The 17,903-nt window shown below is 39.6% G+C and carries 16 protein-coding genes and 1 pseudogene; 11 read left to right on the forward strand and 6 right to left on the reverse strand.

The genetic code is table 11. From position 1 onward, the window contains the following. Positions 1-48: 48 nt before the first annotated feature. Both F885_RS21070 and F885_RS03640 read right to left on the reverse strand, forming a co-directional pair. Positions 49-192 (reverse strand): hypothetical protein, encoded by a 144-nt coding sequence (locus F885_RS21070; RefSeq protein ID WP_004654651.1) that lies wholly within the window; start codon positions 190-192, stop codon positions 49-51. A 35-nt stretch (positions 193-227) separates the two neighbouring features. Continuing rightward, positions 228-1,166, reverse strand: coding sequence for a hypothetical protein (locus F885_RS03640; RefSeq protein WP_005211446.1), 939 nt, complete (start codon positions 1,164-1,166; stop codon positions 228-230). Positions 1,167-1,399: 233 nt separating this feature from the next. On the opposite strand from F885_RS03640, the gene F885_RS03635 reads away from it, so the two are divergent. Next, on the forward strand, positions 1,400-1,870 hold the full coding sequence (locus F885_RS03635) for a YaiI/YqxD family protein (RefSeq protein WP_005151751.1): 471 nt from the start codon (positions 1,400-1,402) through the stop codon (positions 1,868-1,870). A 7-nt stretch (positions 1,871-1,877) separates the two neighbouring features. Continuing rightward, positions 1,878-2,771, forward strand: coding sequence for a DMT family transporter (locus F885_RS03630; protein ID WP_005321996.1), 894 nt, complete (start codon positions 1,878-1,880; stop codon positions 2,769-2,771). Positions 2,772-2,784: 13 nt separating this feature from the next. Here the strand turns inward: F885_RS03630 and F885_RS03625 are convergent, their stop codons facing one another. Continuing rightward, positions 2,785-3,366 carry a PilZ domain-containing protein gene (locus F885_RS03625; protein WP_005204919.1) on the reverse strand — a complete coding sequence of 194 codons (582 nt, stop codon included), beginning with the start codon at positions 3,364-3,366 and terminating at the stop codon, positions 2,785-2,787. A gap of 25 nt (positions 3,367-3,391) precedes the next feature. On the opposite strand from F885_RS03625, the gene F885_RS03620 reads away from it, so the two are divergent. The 4 genes and pseudogenes from F885_RS03620 to F885_RS03605 all read left to right on the forward strand — a co-directional run bounded on the left by F885_RS03620 (position 3,392) and on the right by F885_RS03605 (position 9,053). Then, on the forward strand, positions 3,392-4,627 hold the full coding sequence (locus F885_RS03620) for a lipoprotein-releasing ABC transporter permease subunit (protein ID WP_004805624.1): 1,236 nt from the start codon (positions 3,392-3,394) through the stop codon (positions 4,625-4,627). Further along, positions 4,620-5,309, forward strand: coding sequence for a lipoprotein-releasing ABC transporter ATP-binding protein LolD (lolD, locus tag F885_RS03615; protein ID WP_004654642.1), 690 nt, complete (start codon positions 4,620-4,622; stop codon positions 5,307-5,309). Before F885_RS03620 ends, lolD begins: the two co-directional genes overlap by 8 nt. Further along, the gene (locus F885_RS03610; RefSeq protein WP_005321997.1) at positions 5,302-6,537 is read left to right on the forward strand and encodes a lipoprotein-releasing ABC transporter permease subunit; all 1,236 of its coding nucleotides are present in this window, start codon (positions 5,302-5,304) and stop codon (positions 6,535-6,537) included. The genes lolD and F885_RS03610 overlap by 8 nt, the downstream gene beginning before the upstream one ends. Before the next feature lie 88 nt (positions 6,538-6,625). Beyond that, positions 6,626-9,053 (forward strand): annotated as a pseudogene (locus F885_RS03605) (DNA internalization-related competence protein ComEC/Rec2). 1 nt (position 9,054) lies between these two features. On the opposite strand, the gene F885_RS03600 reads toward F885_RS03605, so the two are convergent. Next, positions 9,055-10,011, reverse strand: a complete 957-nt coding sequence (locus F885_RS03600; protein WP_005322003.1) for a lysophospholipid acyltransferase family protein — start codon at positions 10,009-10,011, stop codon at positions 9,055-9,057. Positions 10,012-10,150: 139 nt separating this feature from the next. Here F885_RS03600 and sppA point away from each other — a divergent pair, with 139 nt between their 5' ends. Both sppA and F885_RS03590 read left to right on the forward strand, forming a co-directional pair. After that, entirely contained in the window at positions 10,151-11,173 is a 1,023-nt protein-coding gene (gene sppA / locus F885_RS03595; RefSeq protein WP_005322006.1) for a signal peptide peptidase SppA, read from the forward strand. A 158-nt stretch (positions 11,174-11,331) separates the two neighbouring features. Then, positions 11,332-12,123 carry an alpha/beta fold hydrolase gene (locus F885_RS03590; protein ID WP_005322009.1) on the forward strand — a complete coding sequence of 264 codons (792 nt, stop codon included), beginning with the start codon at positions 11,332-11,334 and terminating at the stop codon, positions 12,121-12,123. A 38-nt stretch (positions 12,124-12,161) separates the two neighbouring features. Here the strand turns inward: F885_RS03590 and purN are convergent, their stop codons facing one another. Both purN and purM read right to left on the reverse strand, forming a co-directional pair. Continuing rightward, a complete protein-coding gene (gene purN, locus F885_RS03585) occupies positions 12,162-12,791 on the reverse strand; it encodes a phosphoribosylglycinamide formyltransferase (RefSeq protein ID WP_171068232.1) in 630 nt (209 codons plus the stop codon). Continuing rightward, a complete protein-coding gene (gene purM / locus F885_RS03580; RefSeq protein ID WP_004805639.1) occupies positions 12,788-13,858 on the reverse strand; it encodes a phosphoribosylformylglycinamidine cyclo-ligase in 1,071 nt (356 codons plus the stop codon). Before purM ends, purN begins: the two co-directional genes overlap by 4 nt. A 134-nt stretch (positions 13,859-13,992) precedes the next feature. Here purM and cxpE point away from each other — a divergent pair, with 134 nt between their 5' ends. The 3 genes from cxpE (at position 13,993) to rbtA (ending at position 17,896) form a co-directional block, all read left to right on the forward strand. Beyond that, positions 13,993-15,186, forward strand: a complete 1,194-nt coding sequence (cxpE, locus tag F885_RS03575; RefSeq protein WP_004805641.1) for a chloramphenicol efflux transporter CxpE — start codon at positions 13,993-13,995, stop codon at positions 15,184-15,186. Positions 15,187-15,206: 20 nt separating this feature from the next. Further along, positions 15,207-15,905 (forward strand): DnaA ATPase domain-containing protein, encoded by a 699-nt coding sequence (locus F885_RS03570; RefSeq protein WP_004805642.1) that lies wholly within the window; start codon positions 15,207-15,209, stop codon positions 15,903-15,905. A 113-nt stretch (positions 15,906-16,018) separates the two neighbouring features. Beyond that, positions 16,019-17,896 carry a rhombotarget A gene (rbtA, locus tag F885_RS03565; RefSeq protein WP_005322012.1) on the forward strand — a complete coding sequence of 626 codons (1,878 nt, stop codon included), beginning with the start codon at positions 16,019-16,021 and terminating at the stop codon, positions 17,894-17,896. Positions 17,897-17,903: the final 7 nt, after the last annotated feature.

Consider the following 17,903-nt stretch of genomic DNA (forward strand, 5'->3'; position numbering starts at 1 on the left):
CTCAACATTGAGGGCTTTTATGTGCGAATAGGGTAGTGGTCAAAAAGTTTAAAAAAAGCCAATTCGATGAAACATGAGTGCTGCTAAAAACATACCAAGTAAAAAAAAGCAAAAAGCACCAACATCAAGTTTAAGACCTTGATCACTCGAATGAATCAGACTGGTGGTCGTTTGTTCTGGTATAATTTTCATTAGAACGCCTAAAATGCCATTTATGTGATTTTTTGTCACTTATGTGCAGTTTTAGCATAAATATTGGCCTGAATCCATAGGTTACCGCGAATATATTGTCCAATGTTAAAGTTTTTATACAATTCATTCTTGGTTGCAATACGAATCAAGATTGCAGGTAAATCATCTTCTAATACCAGTGTCACATCATAAAGGGTATATTCTTCTTGCATAAACTGCATAGAAGTTTTGCCGACGATATTACCTTGGAACCAAGCCTCATCTTCTTGACCTAATGTTTCACCAAATAAGTAAGCCACCATTTTAGAAAAGTCGACAGTGACAGGTTCTTGATCTTCTGGTGTTTTTGGTTGCCAGTCATTAATCAATTCTTGTAAATTGTCAGGGGCAATTCCATTATGCTCTGTCAAAATCGCATTTAATGCGCGGTGATGCTTAATTGAAGCTGGGTCATCAACAATGATTTTCTCATCAGCCGAAACCGTTTCTAATTCATATGCCCAAGCATTAAATTGAACTTGATAGGTTTGATTCTTGTCATATTGACAGCTATTTACACTGAATAAATTATCGAATGCATAAATAATGGTATTTTTATTTAAGTTCAAACGTAATACTGCCTGAGTTGAAGAATCACAGGTAATAATTCGCTCGATTTGCGCATCATATTTATATGGGCTATCAAAACTTGGAAATGCTGTTTTCAATGCACGAGGTTTTTGATCTTCAACCGCAATAATTTGATTAATCGAAACAGCTTCACCACTCGGACCTTGAATCAACCAGAATGATTGATCCATCTCATGTTCGTCCTGACAGAGACCCATCGGCATTACCGGTGCATCAAGAGCCAATCCTAACCATTTGGGAACATCTGTTTCGGGGGTATCTGTCAGTAAGTTCCAATGCTCGACATGATTACCGAAATTTTGATCTTGAATTTTAATGATTTCTGGACTGTTTTGATTTTTCATAAAGCGTAATGCTAAAAAGATTGAACTTACTCTATTAAATCGAGGGTAACTGTCATATTTCAAGTCTGAATCTGTAATTCTCTACAATTAATTTAATTTTTAGCTCGAAATATCAATATGCTGCTTCAGTGTGTCGGACCAGAACTATCCATGTGAATAGTTAGATGATCTTAATTCTACTTTTCCAGTAATCTGTTACACTATATTTTTTACTTTCATGAGCTTTTGCCAACGTGCTGCCATTCAAATTGTGGGTAGATGCTGATGCTTTGCCTAAAATTTTACGTGAAGTGATTCTACGTGCATCTGATCGTTATCAACTTGAAGTTATTTTTGTTGCCAATCAAAATGTTGGTATTACGCCGTCACTGCGGATTAAATCCATTCAAGTGATGAGTGGCGCCGATAAGGCTGACCAAGAAATTGTAGATCGGATGCAAGAAAATGACATTGTTATTACACAGGACATACCTCTTGCAGCACAAGTGATTGAAAAGGGTGGGATTGCGATTCATCCACGCGGTGAAATTTATACCACAGCCAATGTGAAAGCGCGTCTGCATTTGCGAGATTTTATGGATACTTTACGTGGTGCAGGGGTGCAAACCGGTGGGCCACCTCCGATCTCAGAACGAGACAAGCGAGAGTTTTCCAGTTCACTGGATCAGACCATTTTAAAACAGAAACGTAAGACAGCTTCTTGAGTCGGTTATGCCATCACGTATTAACCTCATGCTTACTTATGGACTATTAGTCTTTATTTGGGCAACTACACCTTTAGCGATTGTATGGAGCGTCTCCGACCTGCATCCCATGTGGGCATTGGTGATCCGCTTTTTTATTGCTTTGCCTTTGGCTGTGACGGTGTTATTGCTGTTGAAGGTTAAGTTCCCAGTCCATAAAATTGCAGTATTAAGTTATGCTGCGGGTTCATTAAGCCTGATTGGGTCACAAATCTTTACCTATGCGGCAACAGCTTATTTAAGTTCTGGATTGATTGCGCTGATGTTTGGTTTGGCGCCAATTATGGCGGGATTGATTGGACGCTTTGGCTTCCAGCAAAAACTGGCGGGTTTACAGTGGTTAGGTATGGCAACTTCGATTGTTGGATTGGCCATGATCTGCCTGAGTGGTAGCCAGCAACATGTGCAGCCGATTGGTATTATTTTAATGCTGATTAGTGTTTTTTCTTATTCATTGTCAATTTTTCTAGTGAAGAGGATTAATGCAGATTTGCCTGTCATGGCACAGGCAACGGGTTCAATTCTGGTTTCAACAATATTGGCAACCATGTTAATCCCATGGATCTGGCAATATGTTCCAACACATTTCCCATCAGCCAAATCATTATTGGCATTGGCTTATACGGTGATTATGGCATCGTTGATCGCCATGTTCTGCTACTTTAAATTGGTGCAAAATCTAAAAGCAACCACATTGTCATTAACAACGGTGATGACGCCAATGTTGGCGATCTTGATCGGGGCATACCTGAATCACGAACAATTGTCCGCTCAGGTCTTTATTGGGGCGAGTATTATTTTATTTGGACTACTCCTTTATTTCTTTAAAGATTTAAGAGCATATCGCCGTTTAAAAATATAAGAAAATGTGGGGATTAATTACTTTCCGTTTGTTGTGTTTGTTGAATACTGGCCGCTAATTTAGCCCGATCTTGCGGATTTAAAGTAATGAAATACGCGCCGATACGGAACTTACCTTGTTCGTCTGCCGTGCTATGTGCCACTTGTGCTGTTGCTGCAATATGGAAGAAATTTTCTGGGTGGCTCAAGGTAATATGGATATATGTACCTTCAATAATATCTTGCGAACTATAAAAACTTAAACCATTCTCCGAAAAATTTACTTGTTCAGGAACGGGCAATAAGGATTGCACGATATTGTCGTAAAAAGAGCCTGTAATCAGATTCAATTTTTGGTTAAAAAGGGATAAGATGCGAGCAATTTGTTGATCTTTTTCATTTAATTGTTCTAATTCGTAGCGAAACGCATGATCAAATTGATCTAATTCTGCAAGTAGTAGAAAATAGCGTGGCAAAACGAAATGAGAATCATACGGGTCATTCAACGCAACATCATCTGGAATGATTTGATAGTTGATTCTCAACACAGCATCAATACGAGACATCACTCGACGTTCAGTGTTGTCGTCAACAAGATGATGTTGTGAATTTTCCATAATAAATCACCTCGGACTAGATGGTATGTTTAAGCCAATTTCGCTGTATATAGGGTTGAGATACACTCGTGCTCAGCGGAGTAATCATTTTATTTCTTTTGTCGCTTTAGTTTCCATGATCGGCTTGACGCTTGGTGTCGCTGTTCTCATTACAGTGCTATCTGTTATGAATGGTTTCGATCGTGAATTAAAAAATCGTGTCCTTGGAATGGTTCCACAAGCCACTGTTTCTTCTACTCAAATTCTAACAGATTGGCCTGAGCTTGTAAAAAAAGTTGAGAAGCATCCGCATGTCACTGGTGCTGCACCTTTTACTCAATTGCAAGGGATGTTAACTGGGCAAGGGCAAGTTGCAGGCATTATGGTGACGGGGATTGATCCTGAATATGAAAAGAAGGTTTCGATTATCCAGAACCACATGGTTTCAGGTGATTTAAATGCATTAAAAAAAGGCGAGTTTGGGATTGTCCTCGGCAAGGATATGACCGATGCACTCGGCCTTGGCTTAAATGACAGTGTGACTTTGGTGTTGCCTGAAGCGACACCGTCACCCGCAGGTGTGGTACCTCGTTTTAAACGTTTTAAAATCGTGGGGATTTTTAGTGTCGGTGCAGAAGTGGATTCAATGGTCGGTTATATCGCCTTGAATGATGCTTCTACTTTATTGCGTTTACCTGATGGTGCACAAGGTGTACGCCTTAAAGTGGATGATATTTTTGCTGCTCCCGAAGTGGTTAACCAGATTGTTAAACAATTACCTGATAATTTTTATGCAACAAGCTGGAAGGAAACGCATGGGAGTTTATTCAGCGCAGTAAAAATGGAAAAGAACCTGGTCGGTTTGCTGTTATTTCTGATTATTGTCGTGGCAGCATTTAATATCGTATCTTCATTGGTGATGGTGGTCACCGATAAAAAGGCGGATATCGCAATTCTGCGTACTTTAGGCGCCTCTCCGAGATTTATCACGTCTGTTTTTATTGTACAGGGCACCATCATTGGTGTTGTGGGTACTGTGATCGGGGTGATTTTAGGTAGCAGTTTTGCATTAACCATCAGCGATTTGGTGAGCTGGTTAAATCATACCTTTGGACTGAATTTATTTAGTGGTTATGTGATTGGCTATTTGCCTTCCTATTTACGCTGGCAAGATGTACTGATTGTTGTGACAGCATCTTTATCTATCAGTTTTTTAGCAACAATTTACCCCGCTATTCGTGCAGCGAAAACACAACCAGCTGAGGCATTACGTTATGAGTAAGATCGTTCTAGAATCAAAAAATATCTTTAAGCATTTCGATGATGGCAAAAGTAAAGTTGAAGTGATCAAAGGCTTATCTCTTCAAGTCAATGCTGGCGAGTTCGTTTCAATTGTGGGGTCAAGTGGTTCAGGTAAAAGTACCTTATTGCATGTATTAGGTGGCTTGGAGCAACCTTCACAAGGTCAAGTATTTTTACAAGGCCAACGCTTTGATAATTTAGGTGAGGCGGAGCGTGGCTACAAGCGTAATCAATACCTTGGTTTTGTTTATCAGTTCCATCATTTACTCCCTGAATTTTCAGCTCTAGAAAATGTGGCTATGCCGTTAATGTTGCGTAGAGAAAGCAACTTTAAGGACGTGAAGAAGCAGGCAGAATATTTACTGGATCGTGTAGGTCTATCCCATCGTATGGATCATAAACCAGGCGAATTGTCGGGTGGTGAACGCCAACGTGTGGCGTTGGCTCGTGCATTGGTGACCAAGCCCGCTGTGGTGTTGGCAGATGAACCAACAGGAAATCTGGATCGTAAAACAGCGCTCAATATTTTTGAATTGCTCACCGATTTGAAAAAAGAGCTCAACATGGCAATGTTGATCGTGACCCATGATGAACAATTGGCACAGTCAGCAGATTCAATTTTGCATATGCAAGATGGTATATGGGTGGGTGAGCATGTTTAAACCCATTTCATTTTATATTGGGCTGAAATACACACAAGCGAGAAAAAAAAGCCGTCTGGTGTCTTTTATTTCGTTGATGACCATGATTGGTCTCACTTTGGGTGTGGCGGTACTGATTACAGTTTTATCTGTGATTAATGGTTTTGACCGGGAATTAAAAAACCGTATTTTAGGCATTGTGCCGCAAGCGACCATTGCCTCAACACAAATTATGACCAATTGGGATGGTCTGGCGAAAGATATCGCTAAACAGCCTCATGTTGTTGCAGTTGCGCCTTATACCCAGTTACAAGGGATGCTAACTGCACATGGTCAAGTGACTGGGATTTCGATCTCGGGGATTGAGCCAGAATATGAAAAACAAGTCTCTATTGTTCATGACTATATGAAAGCAGGCAGTCTAGATGCGCTGAAAAAAGGGAAATATGGAATCGTATTGGGGCAAGATTTAGCAGATAGTTTGGGACTTAAACTTAATGATCCTGTAACTCTGGTTTTACCAGAAGCGACGAGTTCATCGGCAGGTGTTGTGCCTCGATTTAAACGTTTTGAAGTGGTTGGAATATTCAAAATCGGGACTCAAGTCGATTCGATGGTGGGATATATCGCACTCAATGATGCATCAACTTTATTACGCTTACCAGATGGTGCGCAGGGCATACGTTTAAAGCTGGATGATATTTTTGCCGCACCAGAAATTTCTGAGAGCATTATCAAAAAATTACCAAGTAATTTTTATGCTTCTAATTGGACATATACCCAAGGTAATTTATTTAGCGCCATTCAAATGGCAAAAAATATGGTGGGATTATTGCTTTTACTGATTATTATCGTGGCGACTTTTAATATCATTTCATCTTTGATGATGCTGGTCACGGATAAAAAGTCAGATATCGCAATCTTACGTACTTTAGGGGCGTCCCCCTTATTGATTACCCAAATTTTTATGGTGCAGGGTACGATTATTGGTGTGATTGGAACGTGTTTAGGGACTGTTTTAGGCATTATTCTATCTTTAAGCATTGGTAATATTGTGTCATGGATCAATACCACCTTTGGCTTGAATCTACTCGATGCATATTTTGTGCATTATCTGCCTTCCTATTTACGCTGGCAAGATGTCTTACTTGTTGTGAGTGTCTCGCTACTGTTAAGCCTACTCGCAACAATTTATCCTGCATTACGTGCAGCTAAAGTTCAACCTGCGGAAGCATTACGTTATGAATAGTGCATAAATATTGAATTAGACCTCTTGTTAAAGCCCTGAAAAAGGGCTTTAATTTTGTCTTTAGAAAAACTAAATCTAATTTTAAGAAATGTTGAAAATTGTTTTAATCAGCTGGATTGCTGGTATTGCCCTGATGGGACATGATTTTAGCTTTGCCGCACAAACTTGGTGGATTTGGCTAACATTAGCAGCCGTGATATTTGGTCTGGGTCTATATAAAAGAACGTTATATTCTGAATCTCTTGCCTATAGGTTGTTACTCTTATGTAGTGTCAGTTGGGCCTTGTTCTGTACAGGTTTTTATTATGCAGATTCAGCCTTGCAGCAACGGCTAAAACTCAAAGAAATTGAAGTGCAGCCTTTTGAAGCCATTATATATCAAAAAGATTGACGAGTTAAGCGACGATGGGCAGAAACAAATCGCAGAAGTACTTAATCGGCACACACAGCCCGTTGATTGGGTACTTTATATAAAACAACAAAATAATCTAATTGTTCAGCAGCAAGAGTTGCAATTAGGTCATTATTATCGTCTATCTGGGAGGATAAAACCTGCACATAGCTATGCTGTCGCAGGTGCATTTGATAAGGAAAAATGGTTTTTACAACAAAATATCATGTCTGCTTATCAGGTCAGCGACATTCAGCCTTTAAGTCAAGATCAGATCTATCGTTTGGGCTACCATCAGCATCTTAAGCAACAACAAACACTACAAGAAAAATTTCTGCTCAATGTTGAAATGCTGCGCTTGTCATTCCGTGAAATGCTGCAAGCGAGTACTACGCTACAGCACAAAGGATTGTTATTGGCGTTGCTGACAGGCGATGAAAGCTTGTTATCAAATCGTTTAAAGCAACAATTCCAACAATTAGGTCTTTCACATTTATTGGCAATCTCTGGGCCACATGTCTTGGTTTTTGCGCTGATGCTGACTTGGGTATTAAAGTGCATGGTTCAGCGTTATGCGCCAAAATTATATTTATGGCAACCACGACAGGTGTTAGTACTGTTGCCTTTTGGATTCAGTGTACTGTTGTATGTGGCCTTTGTCGGTTTTGAAATTCCTGCATTGCGAACTTTATTAACCGTAATTATTGCCAGCATTTTTCTATGGTTTAGACAGTCGATTCAACCATTTGCATTATTGATTTATAGCGCAAGCTTATTGCTGATCTTTGATCCATTCAGTATTTTGTCTGCTGCATTTTGGTTGTCCTATGGGGCGTGCTTTATTCTGCTGCGCATCTATCAAACGATTAGGGATGTACCTCAAGAACAAGTCATCACAACGACTCAAAAACTACTTCTAGCGGTGAAGCTTCTGATTGAGTCGCAATGGAAAATCTTCATTGCATTACTCCCTTTGGTACTTATTTTCTTTCAGCAGATTTCATGGCTTGCGCCGATCAGTAATTTGATTGCCATCCCATTGCTTAGTGGCGTAGTGGTGCCTTTAGGGATTATCGCAGCATGTATTTGGTTGTTGATTCCTACGCTTGGGCAACTACTATTTCAGTTGAGTGATGGATTACTGGCTATTTTGTTATGGCTACTCAATAGCCTACAGCGCATTTCACCTGAGTTATATGGTGTCAGTTACACTCCCTTGATGATGTTGGGTTTTATTATTGGTATCGTCATTCTATTTCTGCCAAGAGGCATAGTCCCCAAGATCTGGTCGCTGGCGTGCTTCTTACCGATTTTTCTCGGGATAAAAGTTCAATCAACTGTATTCTCTATTCTTGATGTGGGGCAAGGACAGGCAATTTTTTTACAGCATCCGAAACTGAGCTTAATGATCGATACGGGTGGGGCATATGATGAAACTAAGTTTAGTTTGGGTGAGCGAGTGATTATCCCTTTTTTAAGGCAGCAAGGGATAAGGACATTGGATCATGTGATTTTGTCTCATCTGGATCAAGATCATAGTGGTGCATTTGCACCAATCCAAAATGCTTTTGCAATCACTCAAGTACAGTCCAATCAGCATAATGAAAAAATGCCATTTAAAAAAAATTTCTCATTGTGCCAACAAGGTCAAACTTGGTCATATTCAAATCTAAAAATAGAGATTCTATCACCCGATCAGGAGGGTTTGGCTGTTGCAACACATCAGCAAAATGAACAGTCTTGTGTGGTATATCTGCAATTCTTAAATGCACAACCGTATCAAAATTTTCTGATTATGGGGGATGCGGGGTGGGAAACCGAATATAAGCTATTGCAGCACTATCCTGATTTAAAAGTGGATGTTCTAGTTTTAGGGCATCATGGCAGTAAGCATAGCTCTGCCTATGATTTTTTAGCGACATTAAACCCTAAATTAGCGATTGCCTCAGCTGGGTTCGATAATCGTTACGGCCATCCAAGCCAAGAATTACAAAGTCGTCTTCAATCCTTAAATATTCCTTTGCTGAATACAGCACAGTCAGGCAGTTTAACTTTTTTATTTGAAAATGGTGTTACTGAATTAAAGCAACAAAGACAGCAATGGAAGTGGCTACAGCGAGAATAGTCTAAGCTTCTTTATTTTGCTGCGTTTGTTGACGAACTTCAGTCACTTTTGCCAGTGCTTCTTTTTCATCAATATCGTAGATTTTTTTTAAAGCGGGATTAGCGCGAAAACGTTTGTAGCTCCAGTGATAATGTTCTGGATAACGTCGAATCAGTTGTTCTAAAGTTTGATGGATAATTAACGTGCCATCTTCGGCATTACCTTCATAGATTTGAGGATTGATCGGTTCGACATACATATCAAAGCCATCTTGATCATTTCTTTTTGTATAGATGAGGAGGGCCTTGGCCTTGGTTTTTTGAATCAGTTTGGCACTGAGGCTACTGGAGGCAAGCGGAATACCAAAGTAGTTGATCATGTCCCCGCCATGATCAGGGGTATGGTCAGGTAAAATCGCAGTAGTTCCACCTTGTTTCAAGGCCTTAAAAATCTGTCTAACCCCGCTTTCATCGGTAGGAACCAGATGGGCTAGTTCGCGACTACGTGCATCACGGACAAACTGGTCAGCATCGGGATTTTTAACTGGTTTATAGAGGATCGTCATTTGGGTGTATTGTGATAACCATGCGTTCATGACTTCCCATGTACCAAAATGAGGAACGACTAATACCAACCCTTTCTTTTCTGCAACAGCTTCATGGAAATAATGTTCACCCTGAATGCGATGGATGCTCTTGATATTTTTTTCATTTGTTGAACCCCAAATACTCAAAAACTCGAAATAAGAGGTCAGTTCGTTTTGTATTGCTTGTTTGGTGAGTTTTTGTCTTTGTTGTTGTTCCATTTCAGGAAAAGCAATTTGTATATTCAAGCTGATAATTTTTGAAAGCTTAGACAGCGGGAATGTATTGACTAAGGCTGCAACCAAGCGTGCAAAAAACCGTCCCAATTGGAGTGGCTGATGACTAACAAGCTTGATAAGACGATAACTTGAATTGTTTGATTTGGGCTGGGTCATGTATTCAAAATTAGAAAAATTACAAAGGAAAGTATAAAGCAAAAAATAATTATAAGTTAAGACAAGTTATTTAAACAGTTTTACTCAAATCCGCGTATATAATAAAGTCACTTTTTAAAATATATTGGATTGGAATCTTATGTCCGATTGGCCACCAAAACCACAAAATGAATCTACAAATAGTAATAATGTGACAGGCAAAGAATGGCAAATTTTAGAAAAAGCTGTTCTTGCTTCTGTGGAAGAACAACGTCGTAGCCGCCGTTGGAGCATCTTTTTTAAATGCTTGGGTTTTGCATATTTGCTGATTGTATTATTGGCAATGACCAAGAGCTGTACCTCGTCATCAGATAAAGCAACCACCAGTATCAGCAGCAATCACTTGGCTGTTGTTGATATTGTGGGAACCATCGATTCATCTGCTGGCCAGTCTACTGTGAATAGTGAAGATACCAACAAAGCTTTAAAACGTGCATTTGAAGCGAGTGGCAGTAAAGCAGTTGCATTGAATATCAATTCACCAGGCGGTTCACCAGTGCAGTCGGATGAAATCTGGCAAGAAATTCGTTACTTGAAAAAACAGCACCCAGATAAAAAAGTCTATGCGGTGATTGGGGATATGGGCGCATCGGGTGCGTATTATATTGCTTCAGCAGCAGATGAAATCATTGTCAATCCATCAAGCTTAGTGGGTTCGATCGGTGTGATTATGCCGAATTATGGCTTAAGTGGCTTGGCGCAGAAGTTAGGCATTGAAGACCGTACTCTGACTGCGGGTAGTAATAAAGATATTTTAAGTATGACCAAGCCACTTGATCTAGGACAGAAACAACATGTGCAGTCGGTGCTTGATAATGTGCATACTCACTTTATCAATGCAGTGAAAGAAGGGCGTGGTAAACGTTTGAAGTCAAATGACCCAGCTATTTTCTCTGGATTGTTCTGGACAGGTGAACAGGCTGTTGCTTTAGGTGTTGCTGACCGTAGTGGTAGTTTGACGACATTGATGCGTGATCTGAAGATTGAGCAAAAAGTAGATTATACCGTTCAACGTAATCCGTTAGAGTCTATCTTGGGACGTATGGGGGCGCAGCTTGGTGCAGGTATTAGTAGTTCGCTTGCGGCACAGCTAGAAACTCAGCAGAATGCGAAAATACAATAGCAGATCGGCTTTGATCAAAGCACTATGTTGATTTTAAGGAGGCTGTGTATATTACAGCCTTTTTTATGCTAAAAATAACTGGACAGTTATCCTTTTAATTTGCAATACATAGGTAGAGCAGGATAATTGACCAATCAGTGAAAATAAAAGACAAGCTTATGAAACCTTTGATTCATTTTGCCCATGCCAATGGTGTTCCATCTAAAGTTTATCAAAAGCTGTTTGATCAATTAAAAGATCAATACGACATTATTTATGTTGCCGAGATAGGAAATGACAAGCGCTATCCAATTACCCATGGCTGGACACACTTGGTCGATCAGATTATTGATAGCATTGTGCAGCAAGCGCAAGGGCGTAAAGTGATTGGCTTGGGACATTCCTTGGGTTCAGTTTTGACACTGATGGCTGCTTATCGTCGTCCAGAGTTGTTTTCACAAGTCATCATGCTTGATCCACCACTCATTATTGGTAAGGCCTCTTTTGTTTTTCATCTTGCTAAAATCTTTAAACCTAAATTAGTGGATAAAATCACCCCAGCTGGTTTGTCTGTGCGTCGTCGTGATCACTGGGATTCGCGCGAACAAGCAGCGGAACTGCTAGGTTCTAGAGGTTTTTATCAGCACTTTGATCCAGATTGCTTTCAAGCTTATATCGATTATGCCCTGACCGATGACCCACAAAATGGTGGTGTCACACTGACCATTACTAAAGAGGATGAAGTGGCAATGTTTAGGACTACGCCATCCATGTGGTGGTTACCGATGCCAAAACCTCCTGTACCTGTACATTTGGTTGTGGGAAAAGACAGTATTTTCTTAAAAGAAAAGTTTCCGCAAGTGGCGAAAAAGAAATTGGGTATTCCTTTTTCTGTTATGGATGGCGGGCATATGTTCCCATTAGAACATCCGATGGAAACAGTAGAGAAAATTAAAAGTTTAGTGGTTTGAATCAATAAAAAAACGCATCCTAGGATGCGTTTTATTCTTTAGAATTGCGCAAACTGAATCGGCCGTTCTAAAGGTTTCTGATTGAAATAGGCTTGACCGTTTTGCCAGGTCAGTTGACCTGTACAGAACCATTGTGCAACTTGAGGATAGATAAAATGCTCAAGTTCATGCACACGTTGCGCCAAGCTTGTTACCGAATCCTGCAAACCAACTTGAATTGCCGATTGCGCAATACTTTGTCCAGCATCGAGTTCGGCTGTGACAAAATGAACTGTACAGCCATGCAAACGATCTCCGGTATTTAATACACGTTGATGTGTATTCACACCTTTATAGAAAGGCAACAGAGAAGGATGGATGTTTAACATTTTGCCTTGCCATTTGCTAACAAGACTTGGTGTTAAAATCCGCATAAAACCAGCAAGGATCACGAGATCAACTTGCCATGCTAATAATTGTTGATGCATGGCGTCATCGAAGCTTTCGCGATTTGGATAATCTTTATGTGAAATAACAGCGGTCGCAATATTGGCATCTTTGGCACGTTGTAATGCATAAGCATCAGCTTTGTTGGATAAGACACCAATGATTTGCCCTGAAAGATTTGCATCGATCAGGGCCTGTAAGTTGCTACCGTTGCCAGAGACAAGGACAGCAATTCTCATTATGCAAAGATCACGCGAATTTTTTCGTCTGCGCCTTCAACTGATTCAGCATTTTCTTGGATATAACCAATTTTCCATGCTTTTTCGCCTTGAGCATTTAAGAGATCAATCGCTTTGTCTGCTTCACTTGCATCAACTGCAATCACCATACCTACGCCACAGTTAAAGGTGCGGTACATTTCAAAGCGTTCTACATTGCCTTCACGTTGTAACAACTGGAATAATTCAGACCATTCCCAGCTTGATTCATCAATGACAGCTTGAGCACCATTTGGAAGTACACGTGGTAAGTTACCCGGTAAACCACCACCTGTGATATGTGCCATGGCATGAACATCAACTTGTTTACAAAGTTCGAGTACTGGTTTTACATAAATACGTGTTGGTTCCATTGCCACGTCGGCAAGTGGGCGACCATCAACGATTTGAGTTAAGTCTACATTCTTAACATCTAAAATTTTACGCAATAATGAGTAACCATTTGAGTGCGCACCACTTGATGCTACACCAAGAAGTACGTCACCAGATTTCACTTTAGTTCCATCGATAATTTTGCTGTGCTCAACTACACCAACAGCAAAACCAGCAAGATCGTAATCTTCACCTTCATACATACCTGGCATTTCAGCAGTTTCACCACCGACCAATGCACAACCAGCAAGTTCACAACCTTTACCAATACCTGTTACGACATCTGCTGCAACATCAACATTTAAATGACCAGTCGCATAGTAGTCGAGGAAGAATAATGGCTCAGCACCACAAACAAGTAAGTCGTTTACACACATTGCAACGAGATCTTGACCAATCGTGTCATGACGGTTGAGGTTTAGTGCTAAACGTAATTTAGTCCCTACACCATCTGTTCCTGATACTAAAACAGGTTCTTCATAACCTTTTGGAATTTTGCATAGGGCACCGAAACCACCAAGACCGCCCATTACTTCAGGACGAGTGGTGCGTTTAGCGACAGATTTGATACGATCGACCAATGCGTCTCCCGCTTCAATGTCGACGCCAGCATCTTTATAGCTTAAACCAGTATTTGGGGTAGAAGTTGAGTTGCTCATAGTGAAGTCTCCGCAGTGGCGGCAGATTATAACCTGAATATACGAAACTCTTATGTTATTTATGCTCGAAAATGCTATCTTTAATTAAAATTTTTTTCCATTTATAACGATTACACGAAAAAAGGCTAGATTTTATGCAAGATCAGGTACTACGTCGTATCTTTATCCTCGCTGGGCTCGCATTACTCCTTTGGGTGCTCTATCTATTAAAGCCCATTGTGATTCCTTTTGTAGGTGCTTTTTTCATTGCCTACTTGTTTAGCCCACTTGTGGATGTTCTTGTCAAAATTAAATTGCCTCGTTGGCTCGCAATCAGTATCGTGTTTATTGGTATTGGTGTGACTTTGACCATGGTTTTATGGTTCCTAGTACCATTGATCTGGAAGCAATTGATGTATGCGCGGGATAGTATTCCTGCGGGAATTCATTGGATTAATGCAACCTTTTTACCGTGGGTATCACATACTTTTAATGTAGTTCCGATGGAAATTGATACTGAGCAGATTACCAAAGCTTTTATGGATTATATCCAGACCAACTACAGTGCTGACAGTATTCAAACTATGGCATTAAGAGTTGCTCAATCTGGATTAAACTTTATTCAGTTGGGTGGTGTGGTGATTTTAATTCCAATTATCTCATTCTACTTTTTGCTTGATTGGGAGAGAATGTTACAAAGCTTTAGACGTTTAATTCCACGTCCTTATGAAGCTTCAACTTTAACCATCGTTCGTGAATGTCATAGTGTATTAGGTGCTTTTGTAAAAGGCCAATTCCTTGTCATGCTTCTGTTAGGCATTGTTTATGCTGTTGGTCTACAACTGATTGGTCTTGAGGTTGGCTTGATTATTGGAATGATTGCTGGTTTAGCAAGCATTATTCCTTATTTAGGCTTTGGTGTCGGGATTATTGCTGCCGTAATCGCAACACTGTTTCAGTTTGGTTTGGACTGGACGCAGCTACTTCTGGTTGGTGTTGTGTTTATGATTGGACAGATGGTCGAAGGCTATATTCTTCAGCCATTCTTGTTGGGAGATAAAATTGGTTTATCTCCTGTAGCCGTTGTTTTTGCTGTATTGGCTGGTGCACAACTTGGTGGTTTCCTTGGGATGTTAATTGCCTTACCTGTGGCAGCTGTCATTGTTGTATTATTAAAACACGCACGTGATAATTATGAAAAAAGTCGCTTATATGGATTACCAACAGAAGTTGTGTTGGTAGAAGGTGAAACTCAGCATATAAATATTGAATCAGGTCATGTGGAGCTTGATATTCAAATTAAAAACTCTCAAGATACAGAGACTTCAAACTCGAATGACTTAAAGTAATTGAGGAACAAATTAAGTATATGCGTCAACTACAACTGGATATAGAACCTCAACTCGATGCTCGAATCAGTGATTTTTCGGGGCCGGGTTGGGGACCTGTGGTTGATGCAGTTCGACAGCTACATGCTGGGTTGGTGAGCCGCTTTTATGTTTATGGCGGTGCTGGAACAGGTAAGAGTCATTTGCTTTCAGCGATCTGTGATTCATATTTAGAGTTAGGTCGACCTGCAATAAAAGTTTCATTATTAGAATTATTAGATGCACCCATCGAAGCAATCACGTCTTTAGAATTTTATGATTTAGTTGCATTAGATGATATTGATTCGATTAGTGGCGTTCCACATTGGCAGAAAGCCGTTTTTCATTTAATGAATAATCATGAAGGGCAGTTGGTTTTTTCTTCTCGTGTTGCGCCAATTGAGCTAAAGCTTGAATTACCAGATTTACAGTCAAGGTTGACTCAGGCTGTCAGTGTAAAAGTGCCGAATGGTAGTTCCTATATTGATCGGCATGCTTTACTACAATCGGTTATGACTCGACGTGGTATTCATTTTGATCAACAGATCGTAGATTACTTGTTAAGCAATGGTCCGCATCAGGCATCAATTTTATTACAGACACTGGCTCAGTTGGAAAAAATGCTAAAGGGTGAAAAAACTAAGCTTTCAAATACAACACTTAAGCAGATTTATGCTTTGATTGATGAATATCGCCAATAGCATAAAATTTCTTGAGTAATTTCGAGAGCTATGACAAAGTACGCACAAAGGAATGTGGTTGCAAACATTGCGTTTGCAATACAAAGAAAAATGAAAAATAGAAGGAGATCGGTATGCTCAAACGGACGCTTGCCTGCGCTTTATTTGCGATTACTGGACATGCATATTCTGCGGATATTCAAGTTACAACATTGGCTGATGAAGACAAAGATGATGCCGTTTGTTCATTACGAGAAGCTGTTGAGTTTTTAAATAAAAGAAGCCAGAAAGAATTTGAGAATGGTTATCACGGATGTGGTAATAAAGATGCAACGAGTAATATCATTTTACAACGTGATCAGACTTATAATCTTAATTCAGCGTTAAATATCAAAGCAGCAACCACAATTCGAAGTGCAAATAGTGATGAATTTAATGACACTAAAAAAGGCTTAAATAACGCTACGATTAAAATGCTTGGCTCAGATCGTCTTTTGGTAGTTGATGATGGTAGTGTTGAGAATGCTTTAATTTCTGTAAGCTTAGTAGAGTTAAATTTGCAAGGCGCTTCAGCTAAAATAAATGATGGTGGGCTAATTTTAAATCGCGAAGCTTTAACAATACAATATTCTCGTTTAGCGGGTGGGTTGGCGAGTAAAGGTGGGGCAATTTATAATGCTGGTTTAATTTCTAATAATCAGCAAACAGCGAGTGCGGTGACGATTAATAATAGTATTTTGCAAAATAATAAAGCTGACCAAGGAGCTGTTATTTATACTGAGATGCCATTATACAACATTACACAATCTGTTATTCGTGATAATGAAGGCATGGTTGGTGAAACTGGTGCATTGTTTTATGTTCAAACTGGCTTCCAAGATCCAACAATTGGTTCAAATATCTTGAAAAGTGGTATTGCTGGGATTAAGAATAGTACAATTTTTCATAATAAAGGTGGCTATGTAGCAAATATTCGCGAAGGGATGTTTTTTAATAATGTAACGATGATCAAAAATGCTGCTGGATTATATTTACAATCTCCTAAATGGAAGTCAACAACGACTAGTAATGGTGAGACAACAACAACTGAGGCGGCAAGTTCTTATATTTCAAATAGTATTATTGTTGCGAATGGGAAAAATAATTGTAGTGCGGCTACAAATGATGAAACTGTTGTACAAAGTAATCTAACAGAAACTGAATGTGATCGGAATGCGAAAGATTCACTACCTAACTTCATGTTAGGAAATAATAAATTAATAGCTGGTGATGTAGATGAGAAGCAGACCTGTGATATTCCATCTGTAGAAGGTTTATTGTGTCCTTACTATACACCAAAGGATCAAATGTTAGGCTTTTTTAAGCCACGTTTATTGATGTCTTATAATAAACTATCTGATTCTTTGATTGTAAATAAAGGGCGAATTTATAGTGATGGTTCAACGTTTAGTTTAGCTAGTTGTGAGTCTGCTGATCAACGAGGGAAGAGTCGGAGTGGCTATGATGAGTTGTGTGATTTAGGGGCATTGGAGCTCATGGTAGATCGCAGTGATATTCAAATTGTAGGTCAGGATATTCTATACGGACAAGTTGCAAAGTTTAGTATTGCTAATAATTTACAGGATGGGGAGTTGTTAGATCCTGAATCTTGTAAACTTATTTTTAAAAGAGAAACAAATTCAAAAGGGCAACCATGGCAGCCAGGTTGTTTGGAAGTAGTCCAAACTCAGACACCATCAAAAGGTAAGTTAACCATTGATCAGGACGGCAATGTAACTTACGTACCTGATAGCGATTGGCATGGTGCTGACAAATTTAATCTTCGAATAATGACGACAACAACTCGCTTCAACGATGAATCTAATTATTATATTGATATTCCTGCTACCGTTGTACAAGATCCACCAAACAACTTCCAAAGCAAAACAGTTAATGTAAGTGGTGGAGCCTTTGGTGTAGGAGCAATTTTTGTATTATTGGGTTTAATTAGATTGCGTCGTTTTAAATCATAATCAGGGA

Origin of the sequence: Acinetobacter higginsii (assembly GCF_000369845.1) — a bacterium.
Classification (GTDB): Bacteria; Pseudomonadota; Gammaproteobacteria; order Pseudomonadales; family Moraxellaceae; genus Acinetobacter; species Acinetobacter higginsii.

Bases quoted from the DNA above. Each gene is read 5' to 3' on its own strand.
- rbtA (WP_005322012.1), top strand. From the start codon at position 16,019: ATGCTCAAACGGACGCTTGCCTGCGCTTTATTTGCGATTACTGGACAT.
- F885_RS03590 (WP_005322009.1), top strand. From the start codon at position 11,332: ATGAAACCTTTGATTCATTTTGCCCATGCCAATGGTGTTCCATCTAAA.
- F885_RS03640 (WP_005211446.1), bottom strand. From the start codon at position 1,166: ATGAAAAATCAAAACAGTCCAGAAATCATTAAAATTCAAGATCAAAAT.
- purM (WP_004805639.1), bottom strand. From the start codon at position 13,858: ATGAGCAACTCAACTTCTACCCCAAATACTGGTTTAAGCTATAAAGAT.
- F885_RS03570 (WP_004805642.1), top strand. From the start codon at position 15,207: ATGCGTCAACTACAACTGGATATAGAACCTCAACTCGATGCTCGAATC.
- F885_RS03600 (WP_005322003.1), bottom strand. From the start codon at position 10,011: ATGACCCAGCCCAAATCAAACAATTCAAGTTATCGTCTTATCAAGCTT.
- F885_RS21070 (WP_004654651.1), bottom strand. From the start codon at position 192: ATGAAAATTATACCAGAACAAACGACCACCAGTCTGATTCATTCGAGT.
- F885_RS03610 (WP_005321997.1), top strand. From the start codon at position 5,302: ATGTTTAAACCCATTTCATTTTATATTGGGCTGAAATACACACAAGCG.
- F885_RS03630 (WP_005321996.1), top strand. From the start codon at position 1,878: ATGCCATCACGTATTAACCTCATGCTTACTTATGGACTATTAGTCTTT.
- sppA (WP_005322006.1), top strand. From the start codon at position 10,151: ATGTCCGATTGGCCACCAAAACCACAAAATGAATCTACAAATAGTAAT.
- F885_RS03625 (WP_005204919.1), bottom strand. From the start codon at position 3,366: ATGGAAAATTCACAACATCATCTTGTTGACGACAACACTGAACGTCGA.
- F885_RS03620 (WP_004805624.1), top strand. From the start codon at position 3,392: ATGTTTAAGCCAATTTCGCTGTATATAGGGTTGAGATACACTCGTGCT.
- lolD (WP_004654642.1), top strand. From the start codon at position 4,620: ATGAGTAAGATCGTTCTAGAATCAAAAAATATCTTTAAGCATTTCGAT.
- cxpE (WP_004805641.1), top strand. From the start codon at position 13,993: ATGCAAGATCAGGTACTACGTCGTATCTTTATCCTCGCTGGGCTCGCA.